This window comes from Nonomuraea sp. ATR24 (assembly GCF_041950485.1).
GTDB lineage: Bacteria > Actinomycetota > Actinomycetes > Streptosporangiales > Streptosporangiaceae > Nonomuraea > Nonomuraea ceibae.
On the sequence record NZ_JBGNUU010000002.1, the window covers coordinates 197,668 to 212,495 of the forward strand.

12 protein-coding genes are annotated in these 14,828 nt (G+C 74.3%); 3 read left to right on the forward strand and 9 right to left on the reverse strand.

Going from position 1 to position 14,828, the window contains the following annotated elements; all coding sequences use genetic code 11:
* The first annotated feature begins 49 nt into the window (after positions 1-49).
* From ACBI99_RS04780 to ACBI99_RS04790, 3 genes are read left to right on the forward strand one after another with little or no spacing between them, the layout of a single operon-like run.
* Positions 50-1,030, forward strand: a complete 981-nt coding sequence (locus tag ACBI99_RS04780; RefSeq protein WP_219507252.1) for an ABC transporter permease — start codon at positions 50-52, stop codon at positions 1,028-1,030.
* The gene (locus ACBI99_RS04785) at positions 1,030-2,043 is read left to right on the forward strand and encodes an ABC transporter ATP-binding protein (protein ID WP_219507251.1); all 1,014 of its coding nucleotides are present in this window, start codon (positions 1,030-1,032) and stop codon (positions 2,041-2,043) included. The genes ACBI99_RS04780 and ACBI99_RS04785 overlap by 1 nt, the downstream gene beginning before the upstream one ends.
* The gene (locus tag ACBI99_RS04790) at positions 2,040-3,074 is read left to right on the forward strand and encodes an ABC transporter ATP-binding protein (protein ID WP_219507250.1); all 1,035 of its coding nucleotides are present in this window, start codon (positions 2,040-2,042) and stop codon (positions 3,072-3,074) included. Before ACBI99_RS04785 ends, ACBI99_RS04790 begins: the two co-directional genes overlap by 4 nt.
* A 63-nt stretch (positions 3,075-3,137) precedes the next feature.
* On the opposite strand, the gene rpe is transcribed toward ACBI99_RS04790, so the two are convergent.
* From rpe to ACBI99_RS04835, 9 genes are all read right to left on the reverse strand, one after another.
* Complete coding sequence (gene rpe / locus ACBI99_RS04795) at positions 3,138-3,800, reverse strand: ribulose-phosphate 3-epimerase (RefSeq protein WP_357586579.1); 663 nt, start codon at positions 3,798-3,800, stop codon at positions 3,138-3,140.
* Positions 3,801-3,864: 64 nt separating this feature from the next.
* On the reverse strand, positions 3,865-5,334 hold the full coding sequence (locus ACBI99_RS04800) for an RsmB/NOP family class I SAM-dependent RNA methyltransferase (RefSeq protein ID WP_375071741.1): 1,470 nt from the start codon (positions 5,332-5,334) through the stop codon (positions 3,865-3,867).
* Positions 5,335-5,383: 49 nt separating this feature from the next.
* Complete coding sequence (gene fmt, locus ACBI99_RS04805; protein ID WP_375071742.1) at positions 5,384-6,316, reverse strand: methionyl-tRNA formyltransferase; 933 nt, start codon at positions 6,314-6,316, stop codon at positions 5,384-5,386.
* Between the two features lie 2 nt (positions 6,317-6,318).
* The gene (gene def / locus ACBI99_RS04810) at positions 6,319-6,867 is read right to left on the reverse strand and encodes a peptide deformylase (protein ID WP_219507245.1); all 549 of its coding nucleotides are present in this window, start codon (positions 6,865-6,867) and stop codon (positions 6,319-6,321) included.
* Between the two features lie 26 nt (positions 6,868-6,893).
* On the reverse strand, positions 6,894-8,231 hold the full coding sequence (locus tag ACBI99_RS04815) for a hypothetical protein (RefSeq protein ID WP_375071743.1): 1,338 nt from the start codon (positions 8,229-8,231) through the stop codon (positions 6,894-6,896).
* 37 nt (positions 8,232-8,268) lie between these two features.
* Positions 8,269-9,762 carry a hypothetical protein gene (locus ACBI99_RS04820; protein ID WP_357586573.1) on the reverse strand — a complete coding sequence of 498 codons (1,494 nt, stop codon included), beginning with the start codon at positions 9,760-9,762 and terminating at the stop codon, positions 8,269-8,271.
* A 50-nt stretch (positions 9,763-9,812) separates the two neighbouring features.
* Entirely contained in the window at positions 9,813-12,857 is a 3,045-nt protein-coding gene (locus ACBI99_RS04825; protein ID WP_375071744.1) for a hypothetical protein, read from the reverse strand.
* Between the two features lie 249 nt (positions 12,858-13,106).
* Positions 13,107-14,294 (reverse strand): methionine adenosyltransferase, encoded by a 1,188-nt coding sequence (gene metK, locus ACBI99_RS04830; protein WP_219507240.1) that lies wholly within the window; start codon positions 14,292-14,294, stop codon positions 13,107-13,109.
* Between the two features lie 158 nt (positions 14,295-14,452).
* Positions 14,453-14,821, reverse strand: a complete 369-nt coding sequence (locus ACBI99_RS04835) for a hypothetical protein (protein WP_219507239.1) — start codon at positions 14,819-14,821, stop codon at positions 14,453-14,455.
* Between the last annotated feature and the right edge of the window lie 7 nt (positions 14,822-14,828).

A 14,828-nucleotide genomic window follows, 5' to 3' on the forward strand; every position in this document is an offset into this window, starting at 1 on the left:
CTCCGGGCGCCCGACCGGGTGCCCGGAGCACCCTCTTGGAGATCATCCCGTGCTTCGATTCCTCACCCGCCGCGTACTGGGCGCGCTGGTCATCCTGCTGATCATCTCAGCGGTGACCTTCTTCCTGTTCTACGCGATCCCCGCCGACCCGGCCCGGCTGGCCTGCGGCAAGGTCTGCCCGCCCGAGACGCTTGAGCAGGCCCGGCAGAACCTCGGCATCGACAAGCCGCTCATGGTCCAGTTCGTCAGCTGGCTCGCGGGCATCTTCGTCGGCCGCGACTACGGGGGCCTCGGTCACTGCCCGGCTCCCTGCCTGGGCTTCTCGTTCGTCAACCGCGCCCCGGTGTTCGAGACGATCATCGACCGGATGCCCGTCACGATCGCGCTGACCATCGGCGCCGCGGTGATCTTCCTGATCTTCGGCGTGGCCACCGGCATCGTCGCCGCGCTGCGTCAGGGCAAGCCCCTCGACAAGATCGCCAGCGTCTCGTCGCTGATCGGCGCCTCGGTGCAGATCTACTTCGTCGGCACCCTGGCCATGTACTTCTTCGTCTACCAGATGCAGGTCTTCCGGCAGCCGAAGTACATACCGATCACCGAGGATCCCGTCGGCTGGTTCAGCGGCCTGCTGCTGCCCTGGCTGGTGCTCGCGCTCATCTTCACCGCGAACTACACCAGGATCACCCGCTCCACCATGGTGGAGAACCTGAACGAGGACTACGTGCGCACCGCCCGCGCCAAGGGCATGTCGGGCCGCAGCGTGGTGCTGCGCTTCGCCCTGCGCGGCGCGCTGACGCCCGTGATCACGATCTTCGGCGTCGACCTCGGCACGCTCATCGGCGGCGCGATCATCACCGAGACCACGTTCGGCCTCCAGGGCATCGGCCGCCTCGCCGTCCGCGCGGTGGACTACTCCGACCTGCCGACGCTGATGGCCACGGTCCTGCTCGCGGCGGGTGCGATCGTGGTGATGAACGTGATCGTGGACTCCCTGTACGCCGTCATCGACCCCCGCGTGAGGCTGAGCTGATGTTTCTCGAAGTCAACGACCTCACCGTCGACTTCCACACCGAGGACGGCGTCGTGCACGCCGTCGACGGGCTGTCGTTCGAGGTCGACCGGGGCAGCACCCTCGGCATCGTGGGCGAGTCCGGCTCGGGCAAGTCGGTGACGAACCTGGCCATCCTCGGCCTGCACAACCCCGACACCGCCAAGCTCTCGGGCAGCATCAAGCTCGACGGCCGCGAACTGATCGGCGCGCCGCAGCGCGAGCTGGAGAAGCTCCGCGGCAACAAGATGGCGATGATCTTCCAGGACCCGCTGACCTCGCTGTCGCCGTTCCACACGGTCGGCCAGCAGATCGCCGAGGTCTACCGCAAGCACAAGGGCGTCTCCAAGTCGGTGGCGCGCGACCGGGCCATCGAGATGCTCGACCGGGTCGGCATCCCGCAGCCCAAGATCCGCGTCGACGAGTATCCCCACCAGTTCTCCGGCGGCATGCGCCAGCGCGCCATGATCGCCATGGCGCTGGTGTGCGACCCCGGCCTGCTCATCGCCGACGAGCCGACCACCGCGCTGGACGTGACCGTCCAGGCGCAGATCCTCGACCTGCTGCGCGACCTCCAGGAGCAGACCGGCACCGCGATCATCATGATCACGCACGACCTCGGCGTGGTGGCCAGCACCGCGCACGACGTGCTCGTCATGTACGCCGGCCGCGCCGTCGAACGGGGCACCAAGCAGGAGGTGCTGCGCGAGACCCGCCACCCCTACACGTGGGGGCTGCTCGGCTCGATGCCCAGCCTGACCCACCCGGTGGACGTGCCGCTCGAACCCGTGCGCGGCACCCCGCCCAGCCTGATCAACGTCCCGCCCGGCTGCCCGTTCCACCCGCGCTGCGACTATGCGAAGCTGCTCGGGCCGGGCGTGTGCACGGGTGAGCGGCCCGAGCTGTCGCCGCACCGCGGCCACGGCGACGCCTGCTATCTGCCGATCAAGCAGAAGGCCGAACTCAGGAGACTACCCGGTAAGGAGGCGTCGTGACGGAGAAGCTGCTGGAGCTGTCCGGCGTGGTGAAGCACTTCCCCGTCAGAGGCGGCTCGCTGATCAAGCGGCAGATCGGCGCGGTCCACGCGGTGGACGGCATCGACCTGACCGTGCACGAGGGTGAGACGCTCGGCCTGGTGGGCGAGTCCGGCTGCGGCAAGTCCACCACCGGGCGGCTGGCCGCCCGGCTGCTGGAGCCGACCGGCGGCACCATCAGCTACCGGGGGCGGGACATCAGCCACGCCAACCGGCGCGAGCTCAAGCCGATCAGGTCCGAGATCCAGATGATCTTCCAGGACCCCTACTCGTCGCTGAACCCGCGGCACACGGTCGGCTCGATCATCCGCGGCCCGATGGACATCAACGACATCAACCCGGAGGGCGGCCGCGAGGCCAAGGCCCGGGAGCTGCTGGAGATCGTCGGGCTCAACCCCGAGCACTACAACCGCTTCCCGCACGAGTTCTCCGGCGGCCAGCGCCAGCGCATCGGCGTGGCCCGCGCGCTCGCGCTCAACCCCAAGCTGATCATCGCCGACGAGCCGGTCTCCGCGCTGGACGTCTCGATCCAGGCGCAGGTCATCAACCTGCTGCAGCAGCTCCAGCGCGACCTGGGCATCGCGTTCCTGTTCATCGCGCACGACCTGGCCGTGGTGCGGCACTTCTCGCAGCGGGTCGCCGTGATGTACCTGGGCAAGGTGGTGGAGATCGCCGACCGCGACTCCCTCTACGAGCGCCCCCGCCACCCCTACACGCACGCCCTGCTGTCGGCCGTGCCGGAGGCCGACCTCGGGGCGCCGCCGCGCGAGCGCATCCGCCTGGCGGGCGACGTGCCCTCCCCCATCAACCCGCCGACGGGCTGCCGCTTCCGCACCCGCTGCTGGAAGGCGCAGGACAAGTGCGCCACGGAGGAGCCGCCGCTGGTGCAGCTGTCGGGCAACCGCGACGGCCACCTGACCGCCTGCCACTTCCCCGAGGAGCCCGGCGTCCGCGGCGAGGACATCGTCCTCGACCCGGCCCTCCAGGCCTGACACCCGCTGATCGACGGCCGGGCGGCACACTGCGTGCCGCCCGGCCGTCGGCGTCTCGCGGTCCTACGAGGCGGCGCCCGCCGCCAGCGAACGCAGGGAGTCGACGGCCGCGACCCGGTCGGCGGAGCCGTAGACGGCGTTGCCCGCCACGAACACGTCGGCGCCCGCCTCCGCGCACCGCTCGATCGTGCTCTCGGACACCCCGCCGTCGACCTGCAGCCACACCTGCCCGCCGTGCCGCTCGATGATCGACCGCGCCCGCCGCACCTTCGGCAGCACCATGTCGAGGAACTTCTGCCCCCCGAACCCCGGCTCCACCGTCATCAGCAGCAGCATGTCGACCTCGCCGACGAGATCCTCGTACGGCTCCACCGCCGTGGCCGGGTTGAGCGCCAGCCCCGCGCGGGCGCCGAGCGAGCGGATCTCCCGCAGCGTCCGCACCGGCGCCGAGGACGCCTCCGCGTGGATGGTCACGCTCCCCGCCCCCGCCTCGGCGTAGCCGGGGGCCCACCGATCGGGGTCCTCGATCATGAGGTGGCAGTCGAGCGGCAGCGAGGTCGCCTTGAGCAGCGACTCGACCACGGGCAGCCCGAGGGTCAGGTTGGGCACGAAGTGGTTGTCCATGACATCCACGTGCAGCCAGTCGGCGTTCGGCACGGCGGCCGCCTCGTCGGCGAGCCGGGCGAAGTCGGCGGACAGGATGCTGGGCGAGATCTGTACGGCCATGATGGTCAGAGTCTAGCCACGCCCCGCCCGGCCGGACCGCCCGCCCCGCGCCCGGCGGGGCAGCTCACCCCGCCCGGCGCAGCAGCGCCAGGAACATCGCGTCGGTGCCGTGCCGGTGCGGCCAGAACTGCGCGTACGGCCCGTCGCCGAGCCCGCCCACCTCCGGCAGGTAGGCGCGCGCGTCGAGCGTCTCCACGTCGTCCCTGCCGCCTGCGACGTCGCCCACGACCACCCGCGTCTCCGCCAGGTGCGGCGAGCACGTCACGTACGCGACGACCCCGCCGGGACGCACCGCGTCGAGCGCGGTGCCCAGCAGCCGCCGCTGCAGCCTGCCCAGCTCCGCGATGCTCGCCGGGTCGCGCCGCCACCGCGCCTCCGGGCGGCGCCGCAGCGCGCCGAGCCCCGTGCAGGGAGCGTCGAGCATCACCCGGTCGAACACCCCGGGCCGCCACGCGGGCTCGGTGCCGTCAGCGGTGATCACCGCGGCGTCCCTGGTCGTCTCCCAGACGAGCCGCGCCCGGTGATACTGCACGTCACCGGCCAGCAGCCGGGCCCCGCCCGGGTGCGGCATCACCGCGCCGCCGGCCTCGGTGCCTTCGACGTCGCCGTGACGGGCGATCGCGTCGAGCAGACCCGCCTTGCCGCCCGGCCCGGCGCACAGGTCGAGCCACAGCTCCTCGCCGCCGTCGAGCGGCACCCGGGTGAGGGCCAGCGCGACGAGCTGGCTCGCCTCGTCCTGGACCGCCGCCCGCGTGTCGTGGACGGCCTCGATCCGGCCCGGGTCGCCCTCGGACAGGTAGGCGGCGTAAGGCGAGTAGCGGCCCGGCTCGGCCCCCGACTCCCGCAGCTCCTCGACCGAGCTGCGGCCCGGTCTGGCCACCAGCGTCACCAGCGGCCGCGCGTTGTCGGCGTCGAGCAGGTCGGCGGTCTCGTGCGCGGCGGGGCCGAGCGCGTCGCGGAACGCGCTGACGATCCACCGGGGATGGCTGTGCGCCACGGCCAGGTGCCCGGCCGGGTCGTCGCCGGCGTCGGGCGCCACGATCGGCACCCACTCCTCCAGCGACCTGGACGCGATCTTGCGCGCGACGGCGTTGGCGAACTTGGCCGCCCCCGGGCCGACGCGCAGCCGTACGAGATCGACGGTGGTGCCGACGGCCGCGTGCGGCGGGACGCGCATCTTCAGCAGCTGGTGCGCGCCGAGCCGCAGCGCGTCACGCACCTCCGGGTCGGGCGCGCGGTCGCTGCACACCTCGATGATCGCGTCGTACGTGCCGAGGCCGCGCAGCGTGCCGTAGGCCAGCTCGGTGGCCAGCGCCGCGTCGCGCCCGCCGATGCCGCGCTCGCGCAGCATGCGGGGCAGCAGCAGGTTGGCGTAGGAGTCGCGCTCGTCGACGGCGCGCAGCACGTCGTAGGCGGCGTTGCGCGCCTGGTCGCGCGGCGGCCGCCGCCCCCCGCCCCCGCCACGGCCGCCGCCGCGGCCGGTCGGCTGGCCGCCGCGGCTGTCGCCGTGCGGCCGGTTCCCCCGTGCTGTCATGCTTTCCGGCTTTCCCTCGCGGCGCGGCCGCGCGGGCCGGCCGGCGTGCTCACCCAAACCGCTCGCCGCTCTCCGGGCGGGTGCCGCGGGCCCACTCGCCCGCGCTCATCAGCCGCTTGCCCTGCGGCTGGACCTCGCCCAGCTCGACCGGGCCGGTGGCGGTGCCGACCAGCACCGTGTTCTTGCCCGCGACGAGGATCTCGCCGGGCGCGAGCCGCTCGGCGGCCTCGGCGAGCCGGACGGGGCCGAGCTTGACCCGCTGCCCGCGGAACTCGCTCCACGCCCCCGGGTTGGGGGTGCAGCCGCGGATGAGCCGGTCGGCGTGCAGGGCGGGCTTGGCCCAGTCGACCCGGGCGTCGGTCACGCTGATCTTGGGGGCGAGGGTCACTCCGTCGTGCGGCTGCAGGCGGGCCTCCAGGGTGCCGTCCTCGACGCCGTCGAGCGTCGCGGCCAGCAGCCCGGCCCCGGACACCGACAGCCGCTCCAGCAGCGCGCCGCTGGTGTCACCGGCGCGGATCTCCTCGGTGACGACGCCGTAGACGGGCCCGGCGTCGAGCTCCTTGACGATCCGGAACGTGGTCGCGCCGGTGATCTCGTCGCCGTGCAGGACGGCGTGCTGCACGGGGGCGGCGCCGCGCCACGCGGGCAGGATCGAGAAGTGCAGGTTGATCCAGCCGTGGCGGGGCACGTCGAGCGCCGACTGGGGCAGCAGCGCGCCGTAGGCGACCACGGGGCAGCAGTCGGGCTCCAGCTCCCGCAGCCGCTCCAGGAACTCAGGGTCGCCGGCCTTGGCGGGCCGCAGCACCTCGATGCCCGCCTCCTCGGCCAGCTCGGCCACCGGCGACGGGTGGACCTTGCGGCCCCGGCCGGACTGGGCGTCGGGCCGGGTGACGACGGCGGCCACCTCGTGGCGGGGCGAGTCGATCAGGGTGCGCAGCGACGGCAGCGCAGTCTCGGGCGTGCCCGCGAAGACCAGGCGCATCGTCACAGCGCCTTTCCGCCGGTGGCGTGCGGGGAGAACTTGACCGTGGGCGCCGCCAGGCCGCTCCACTCGGCCTCGCGGATGGCCTTCATCGCGAGCTTGCGCTGCTTGGCGTCCATCCGGTCGATGAACAGGATGCCGTCGAGGTGGTCGGTCTCGTGCTGGAAGCAGCGCGCCATCAGGTCGGTGCCCTCCAGCGTGACCGGCTCGCCGTGCATGTTGAAGCCCCGGGCGACGGCGCGGATGGCGCGCGGCGTGGGGAACGACAGGCCGGGGAACGACAGGCAGCCCTCCTCGCCCTCCTCGTCCAGGTCGTCGGACAGGTCGAGGTCGGGGTTGATCAGGTGGCCGAGCTGGTCGTCGACGTAATAGGTGAACACGCGCAGGCCCACGCCGATCTGCGGCGCGGCCAGGCCGGCGCCCGGCGCGTCCATCATCGTGTCGGTGAGGTCCTTGACCAGCTTGCGGAGCTCCTTGTCGAAGTCGGTCACCGGCGCAGCCGGGGTGCGCAGCACCGGGTCTCCGAACAGCCGGATCGCCTGGATCGCCAAGGGGGTCACTCCGTTTCGTAGGTGGATCAGTCCATTTTAGTGTGCGCGAGGGAGCGCGCCTTCATCGCCGCTTTGCGCGCCGCCTTGACGACCGCCTGGTCGTCGTGCGCGCCGGCGAGCATGTCGAGGACGGCCACGGTGTCGGGGTGGCCGACGGCCGGCATCGCGGTGATGAGCTTGACCAGGTCCTCGCCCGGCTCCGGCGTGTCGAGCCGGCCGGCGACGGGCCCCGACATGTGCATGAGCGCGGCCAGCGAGTCGACCGCGATCCAGGTGTGGTCCTCGGGGCTGAGCGGCGGCGCCTGAAGGTCGCGGATGTGCAGCCAGGAGGCGGCGTAGCGGCGCATGAGCGGCAGGGCGAGCGCCTCGCGCATCGGGGCCTCGGCCTCGGGCCCGAGCTCCTCCAGGACGGCGCCCACCGCGCCGCGCCGGCCGGCGTCGCCCTCCGCGGCGATCGCGATGAGCTCGCGGGCGGCCTCCTCGGGCGGGCGGCGCTCCAGCCACCCGGCGACGGCGCTCTGCGTGGCCGAGCCCTTGACCAGGGCCTCCACCAGCTCGGCGGCCGACAGGTCGGCGAACACCTCGACCTCGGCGGCCGTGGGCGCGTCGTGGCCCTCGCGCAGCAGGTCGCGGCGGATCGCCCAGACGCCCAGCGGGGTGAGCGCGGTGCGCCCGGCCGACGTCTGCTCGACCAGGCCGCAGTAGGACAGCAGCGACAGCGCCTCCAGCAGCTCGGCCGGGAGCGCCGCGGCGAGCCTGCGCATCTCCGCGTCGCCGGGCGCGCAGGCCACCTCGTGCGACTGCAGGATGCCCCGGGCCAGGTTGGCGATCGCGACGCCGGACCGTACGGAGTAGATCGTGGCGAGCATCTCGGCGAGGTGGCCGTCGACCACGGTGGAGCCGGTCAGGCCCTCGTCGGCGCGGTCGAGCACGTCCATGACGACGCCGTCCCAGAACTCCAGCGTCGCCTCCACCGTCAGCCGCGCCGGCAGCGGGCCGCGCGACGCCCGGCCGCGCGCGATGCGCAGCAGGCCGGTGTTGACCGCGACGATCCAGACCAGCCGCAGCCGCGACGGCGCCAGGCCGAGCGCGGCGACGGCCGCCGCCCGGTCGGCCTCCGGCAGCAGCCCGTCCGGCGACACCGGGCGCTCGCCCGTCCAGGTGGCGAGGCGGATGGCGTCGGCGACGAGCGGGACCGTCGGGACCACCCGCGCGAGCTCGGCGTCGCCGGCCAGCGTGACAGGCGGGAACGTGAGCGCCTCGTGCTGCGCGGGGGTCTTCTCCTGCGGCGGCCGTGGCGGCACGGCGGCCTGCTCATCGATCAGCTTGCGCAGCTCGGCGAGGTCGAAGACGTTGTTTGCCACCCACGAAACTTACTGCACAGGAGTCACAGAGGCGTACTCATCGGATGCCCCGGGAGCGCGCCTTGAACGCCGCCTTGCGGGCCGCCTTGGCCGCCGTGCCGTCGGGCAGCGAGCGTCCGAGCAGCTCCAGGACCTCGACGACGTCGGGGTGGTCGACCCGCCACATCTCCTCGATGAGGTGGGCCGGCGGGCCGGAGGCGGCGATGTTCTCGGCGAACATCTCGGGGTCGTCAGCGGCCGCCGGGGTCGCCAGCGCGAGCATGTCGACGCTGACCCACAGCAGCTCCTCCTGGCTGAGCGCCGGGGCCGGCAGGCCGCGCGCGGTGAGCCAGTGGATGGCGTGCGGGCGCAGCTCCTGGTCGTCGAGCCAGGGCCGCACCTCGCCGGCGGCCTCGGCGCCGAGCCGGTCCACGATCGTGACCGCGATCCCGCGCGCCACGGCGGGCGCGCCGGAGGCGGCGGCGAGCAACTGGGCCGCGGCCTCGCCGGCCGGGCGGGCGGCCAGCCAGCGGCTGATGTCGTCCTCGGCCAGCTCGGTCGGCACGCCGTCGAGCAGCCCCTCGATGAGCCCGCGCGCGTCGGCCTCGGCCAGGTCGGGAGCCTGCGGCGCGTCGAGCCCGAGCGCGAGGTAGTGCTCGCGCAGCGCCCACACGGCGGCAGGGGTGAGCGCGACCGTGCCGTCCTCCAGGCGCAGCAGGCCGCACCAGGCCAGCCGCTCCAGCACGGCGGGCACGTCGACGGCGGTGTCCTCGGCCAGGTCGGCCAGGTAGTCGCCGGCCACGGCGGCGGGCGCGGGCGACTGGAGCCGGTAGAGCATGTCGAGCAGGTCGTAGAGCTCCTCGTCGACCTGCGGGTGGCCGGTGACCTGGCCGCCGGTGTCACGCTCGACGAGGTGGGCGACGACCGCCGCCCAGCGCGGCAGCGGCTCCCCCTCGGCCACCTCGCTCAGGTAGGGCACCTCACCCCGGTCGAGCGCGGCCAGCAGCGGGACGTCGCGCAGCTCCGCCTCCAGCGCCTCGGGCGAGGGCAGCCGGACGGCCGGCCTGGGCGTGCAGCCGGGGCAGTCGCAGGGCGCCTCCCCCAGGTCGGGCACCTCGCCCGACGGGATGGCGATCGACTGCTCCAGCGACTCCGGCCCGATCGAGCTGAACAGGCTCTTGGCCATGCCGAAGTTGGCGGTGTCGGCCAGCGCCCCCGGCATCCGGGTGGCGATGTCGCTCAGCCGCTCACGCATCAGCGCAGCCGTCTCACCGCTGACCGCGCCCGACTCCTGCAGGTAGTCGACCAGCGTGCGGGCGGCGGCCACCGTCTCCGGCGCGCTCTCCGGAGGCGCGATCACCTTGCGCGGGTAGATGGACAGCAACAGTTCGTCGAACGTGGCGGGGACGAAGTCGCCCAGCTCGTTGACGTTCAGGTAGTCGCTGGCGTAATCGCAGAGCAGGCGGATCTCGTCCGCGTCCACCTCGACGCCCCGCCCGCGCCCCCAAGCACGCAGATCGTCGATGGCCAGGTTCACCCATTCGATCGACACAGAGGGCACGCTAACGGCTGGCTTACAGATGAGCGAATCGGGGAAACGGCCTAAATCAGGTCGAGCGGGTCGACACTTACCCTCACGACATCTGGTGTCTTTCTGGCCGCGCGCACCCCACTGGCCCCTTTGAGCGCCGCGGCCAGCGCCGCACCGCTCCCGCGCGGCACCCGGATCATGGCGCGTTCCTGGCCCGAGTCGTCGATCGGCACCGGCCCGAGCACCTGCGCGTCGGCGGGCAGGCGCGCCTCGGCCACCATCTGCCGCACCGCCGCCGCCGTGCCCGTGAGCGTCGCCATCCGCACCGCAGGCGGGAACCCGAGCTCCACCCGCTCGGCCAGCTCCCGCTCGGCGTGCGTGACCGCGTCCCAGCGCAGCAGCGCCTGCACCGCCGGCAGCCCCGCGTCGGCCAGCACCACCAGCTCACCGCGCGGGCGCACCAGCGCGGCGGCGTTCATCCACCGGCGCACCGCCTCCTCCCCCGCCCGCAGGTCCGCCCGGCCCAGCAGCGCCCACCCGTCGAGCAGCACCACCGCCGCGTAGCCGCCCTCGGCCACCGGCTCGGCCCCGGGCGTCGCCACGACCAGCGCCCGGCTCCCCGGCACGCTCGCCAGCACCCCGTCACGCCCCGACGTGCGCACCGGCACCGACGGGAAGGCCCGGCCCAGTTCCTCCGCCGTCCGCCGCGCGCCCACGACCACCGCCCGCAGCCTCGGGCTCCCGCAGTGCTCGCACTTCCACGCCGCGTCCACCCGTCCGCACCAGCGGCAGTACGGGGCCGCGTGCCCGCCCCTGAGCGCCAGCGGCCCCCGGCACAGCCCGTCCCCAGCGCCCGCACGCCCCTCACCCCCGTACGCCGTGCCCGTACGCCCCTCGCCCCCGTACGCCGTGCCCGTACGCCCCTCACCCTCGTACGCCGCGTCCCCGGGCACGGCGAGCCGCATCGCCTCCCCCACGCCGGCGGTCCCTGAGCCCGCGTCGGGAGCCGAGGAGCCGGCTGTCCCGGACCCACCGGGCCCGCCCAGAACCCCCTGGCCCTGCGACACGAACCCTCCGGGGGCGCCCGCGTACGCCGCCGCGCCCGCGTGAGCCGCCGACCCCGTCGAGGCCGGGAGACCCGTGCGGGTCGGCGGGTGCGAGCAGCGCGCCGGGGCGCGGCAGTGCCGACAGGCCAGCGCCGGCAGGTAGCCGCGCCTGGGCACCTGCACGAGGACGGGCCCGCTCTCCAGCCCCTGGCGCAGCGCCCGCCAGGCCACGCTGGGCAGCCGGGCCGCGCGCGCCGCCTGGTCCTTGGCCAGCTCGGCGTCCTCCCCCGCCGGGCGGACGTGCGGGGCGAGGCTCCTGATCGTCTGGCGGTCGGCCACGATCGGCCTGGCCCAGCGGGAGGCGAGCAGCTGGGTGGCCTCGGCGGTGCGCGCGTAGGCGCCGATCAGCATGGCCGCGCCGGTCCGGTGCGCCCTCAGCCCCAGCACCTCCCGCGCGTGCGGGTACGGCGCGAGCCGCTCGGCGTGCAGGTCGTCGCCGTCGTCCCAGATCGCCACCAGCCCCAGCCGCTCCACGGGCGCGAACATCGCCGCCCGCGTCCCCACGACCGCCCGCACCTGCCCGCGCAGCACCGCCAGCCACCGCCGGTAGCGCTCGGCCGGGCCGAGGTCGGCGGTCAGCGCGACATGCCGCCCGGCGCCCAGCATCCGGTCCAGCTCGGCGTCGAGCAGCGCCACGTCCTTCCCGTCGGGCACGACCACGAGCGCGCCCCGGCCGCCGTCCAGCGTCGCCCGCACCGCCTCCGCGACAGGGCCCGCCCACCCCCGCGCCCCGGGCAGCGCCGACCACACCGCCCTGGGCGCCCTCCCGTGCCGCAACGCGTCCAGGAACGACGCCCCCATCGGGTACGCCCCCCACGCCCCACCGAGATCCCGGCCCGCGCCTTCCCCCCGGCCACCGTCCTGAACCCCACCGACGCCCCCCGCGCCGTCCCCCTGAGGCACGCCCTCACCGACCCGAGCCGCAACCGTCTCGTCCGGGGAGCCACCGCCCTGAAGGGAGGCACCGAGGTCGGGCCCGCCGACCTGGCGCGAGGCATTCGAGAGAGGCGGACCGCCCTGCTGAGTGCCCCCGGGGGTCGCCCCCTGCGGATCCTCGGGCGTGGGGGTCTCGGACGCCGGGGCCGTGGACGCCGCAGCCGGGGACGCCGGGCTCGCGGACGCCGGGGCCGTGGACGTCCGGCCTGCGGAAGCCGGAACCTCGGGCGTCGCGGCGTCGGCTGTCGCGGCTTCGGACCTGGGGGTCTCGGGCCCCGTGGCAGGGAACGCCGGGGCCTCGGACGTCCGGCCCTCGGGCGTCGGGCCGGCGGGGGTTGCCGCCTCGGGGCTCGGGGTCCCGGGGCTCGGGGTCCTGGGGGTCACAGCCCCGGGCGTCGCCGCCTCGGGGGTCGCCGCCTCGGGGGTCGCCGCCTCGGGGGTCGCCGCCTCGGGGGTCGCCGCCCCGGGGGTCGCCGCCTCGGGGCTCGGAGGCTCGGAGGTCGGGGTCTCCGGCGGCAGGGCCGCTGTCGCGGTCGGTGGCTGCCGTACGCGGTCCGCCGGGACGGAGGGGAGGTCAGGGGGCGTGGAGCGCTCCGCCGGGCCGGAGGGGGCCTTGGGGGGCTCCGCAGAGGCCGCGGCGGCCCGGGTGGCCGTCTCCGTCCTGGCGTGGCGGGGCGGGACGGCCAGGCGCAGCACGTCGGCCAGGGTGCCCGCGTAGCGGTCGGCCACGGCCCTGGCGAGCCCGGCCACCTCGGGGGTGAGCACCCGCTCGGGCGAGACGACGCGTTCGAGGGGCGTCAGCCGCCCGGCGTGCTCGCTCTCGTCGGCCCGTTCCAGCAGGAACCCGTCGACGAGCTTGCCGGCGAACCGCACCCGCACCCGCACCCCCGGCTGGGCGCTCTCGTGCATCGAGGCGGGCACCAGGTAGTCGAACGGCCGGTCGAGGTGGGGCAGCGGGTTGTCCACGGCCACCTTGGCCACCGGCAGCTCCGGGGCGGGCACGACGGCGCCCTTCGCCGACGCCGCGGGCCGCACGGCGTCGAGCGGCAGGAGGGCGTCGTCGGAGGTCGTCACCCACTACGTCTACCAGACTTGGGCCCCGCCCCACGCCCGCCCGCGGACGCTCCCGCCACCGGCCGCCGGGAACGCCGCGGAAGGGGGTCCGCCACCGGAGGACACCCCGTCCACGAGCACCCGAGCAGCCACGTACGGACGCCGCCCGGGCCTTGAGAGGCGCCCGGTCCTGAAAGCGCGACGACGCCGCCCCGGGACACGCGAAGATGCCGCACCCCCTCCTGGGGGCGCGGCATCGGCGGCGTCAGGTCAGAGGCCCGCGGCGGTGCGGAGCGCCTCGGCGCGGTCGGTGGACTCCCAGGAGAAGCCCTCGCGGCCGAAGTGCCCGTAGGCGGCGGTCTCGGAGTAAATAGGACGCAGCAGATCGAGGTCGCGGATGATCGCGGCCGGGCGGAGGTCGAAGACCTCGAGCACGGCGGCCTGGATCTTCTCGACCGGCAGCTTCTCGGTGCCGAAGCACTCGACGAACAGGCCGACCGGCTGGGCCTTGCCGATGGCGTAGGCGACCTGGACCTCGCAGCGGTCGGCGAGGCCGGCCGCGACGACGTTCTTGGCGACCCAGCGCATGGCGTAGGCGGCCGAGCGGTCGACCTTGGACGGGTCCTTGCCCGAGAAGGCGCCGCCGCCGTGGCGGGCCATGCCGCCGTAGGTGTCGATGATGATCTTGCGGCCGGTGAGGCCGGCGTCGCCCATGGGGCCGCCGATCTCGAAGCGCCCGGTCGGGTTGACGAGCAGGCGGTAGCCCTCGGTCTCGATCTCGAGGCCGGCGAGCACGGGGTCGACCACGTGCTCCTTGATGTCGGGGGTCAGCATCTCCTTGAGGTCGATCTCGGCGGCGTGCTGCGTGGAGACGACCACGGTGTCGAGGCGGACCGGGCGGTCGCCGTCGTACTCGATGGTGACCTGGGTCTTGCCGTCGGGGCGCAGGTAGGGCACGGTGCCGGACTTGCGGACCTCGGACAGGCGCTGGGCGAGGCGGTGGGCGAGCGTGATGGGCAGCGGCATCAGCTCGGGGGTCTCGCGGCAGGCGTAGCCGAACATGAGGCCCTGGTCGCCGGCGCCCTGGCGGTCGAGCTCGTCGGCGTCGCCGCCGACGCGGTGCTCGTAGGCGTCGTCGACGCCCTGGGCGATGTCGGGCGACTGCGCGCCGATGGACACCGACACGCCGCACGAGGCGCCGTCGAAGCCCTTGTGGGAGGCGTCGTAGCCGATCTCCAGGATCTTCTCCCGGATGACGCCGGGGATGTCGACGTAGGTCTCGGTCGTGACCTCGCCTGCGACGTGAACCTGGCCGGTAGTGATCATCGTCTCGACGGCGACCCGGCTCCGCGGGTCGTCCTTGAGCATGGTGTCGAGAATCGCGTCACTGATCTGGTCGGCGATCTTGTCCGGGTGGCCCTCGGTGACCGACTCGGAGGTGAACAGGCGACGTGACAACTCAGTGGCTCCTCATGCAGCGGCTGCTGACGGCTGGGGACTCGGGGTGCTGGGCACACCTGAGCCTCGCCGAAGTCTAGCCCTACCTGGCGCCAGGTAGCGAAACCCGCCCCGCGATCCGGCACTCTGGAAGGAGGGCGGGGCCGATCGGGGCACGTTCAGAGATGGGGCAGGGGGTCGAGCGGCAGCGTCTCCGGCGCGAACACCTCGGCGTCGGCGGCGGCGACCACGGCCGCGTACTCGTCGTCGAACTCGAAGAGCATGTCGCCGAGCTCGATGACCGGCGACGGGCCGTGACGGATGGGCCCGAGCCGCGTGTTGCGCGGGAACGTGGCGTGCACCGAGACCGGGCGGTCGCTCCTGAGCATCCGGGTGGCGAGCACCGAGACGGCCAGGTCGGTGACGACGACGAGGAAGTTGGCGGCCCCCGGCGGCCCGACGGACAGCGCCGGGAAGACGTAGCGGATCGCGCCACGATGGCCGAGAACCGTCCTGCATCGGTCCCTGACAGCAGCACTTATTGGCATCCCGTCC

Coding starts and splice junctions, on each gene's coding strand:
- ACBI99_RS04835 (WP_219507239.1), bottom strand. CDS start 14,821: ATGCCAATAAGTGCTGCTGTCAGGGACCGATGCAGGACGGTTCTCGGC.
- rpe (WP_357586579.1), bottom strand. CDS start 3,800: ATGGCCGTACAGATCTCGCCCAGCATCCTGTCCGCCGACTTCGCCCGG.
- fmt (WP_375071742.1), bottom strand. CDS start 6,316: ATGCGCCTGGTCTTCGCGGGCACGCCCGAGACTGCGCTGCCGTCGCTG.
- ACBI99_RS04785 (WP_219507251.1), top strand. CDS start 1,030: ATGTTTCTCGAAGTCAACGACCTCACCGTCGACTTCCACACCGAGGAC.
- ACBI99_RS04800 (WP_375071741.1), bottom strand. CDS start 5,334: ATGACAGCACGGGGGAACCGGCCGCACGGCGACAGCCGCGGCGGCCAG.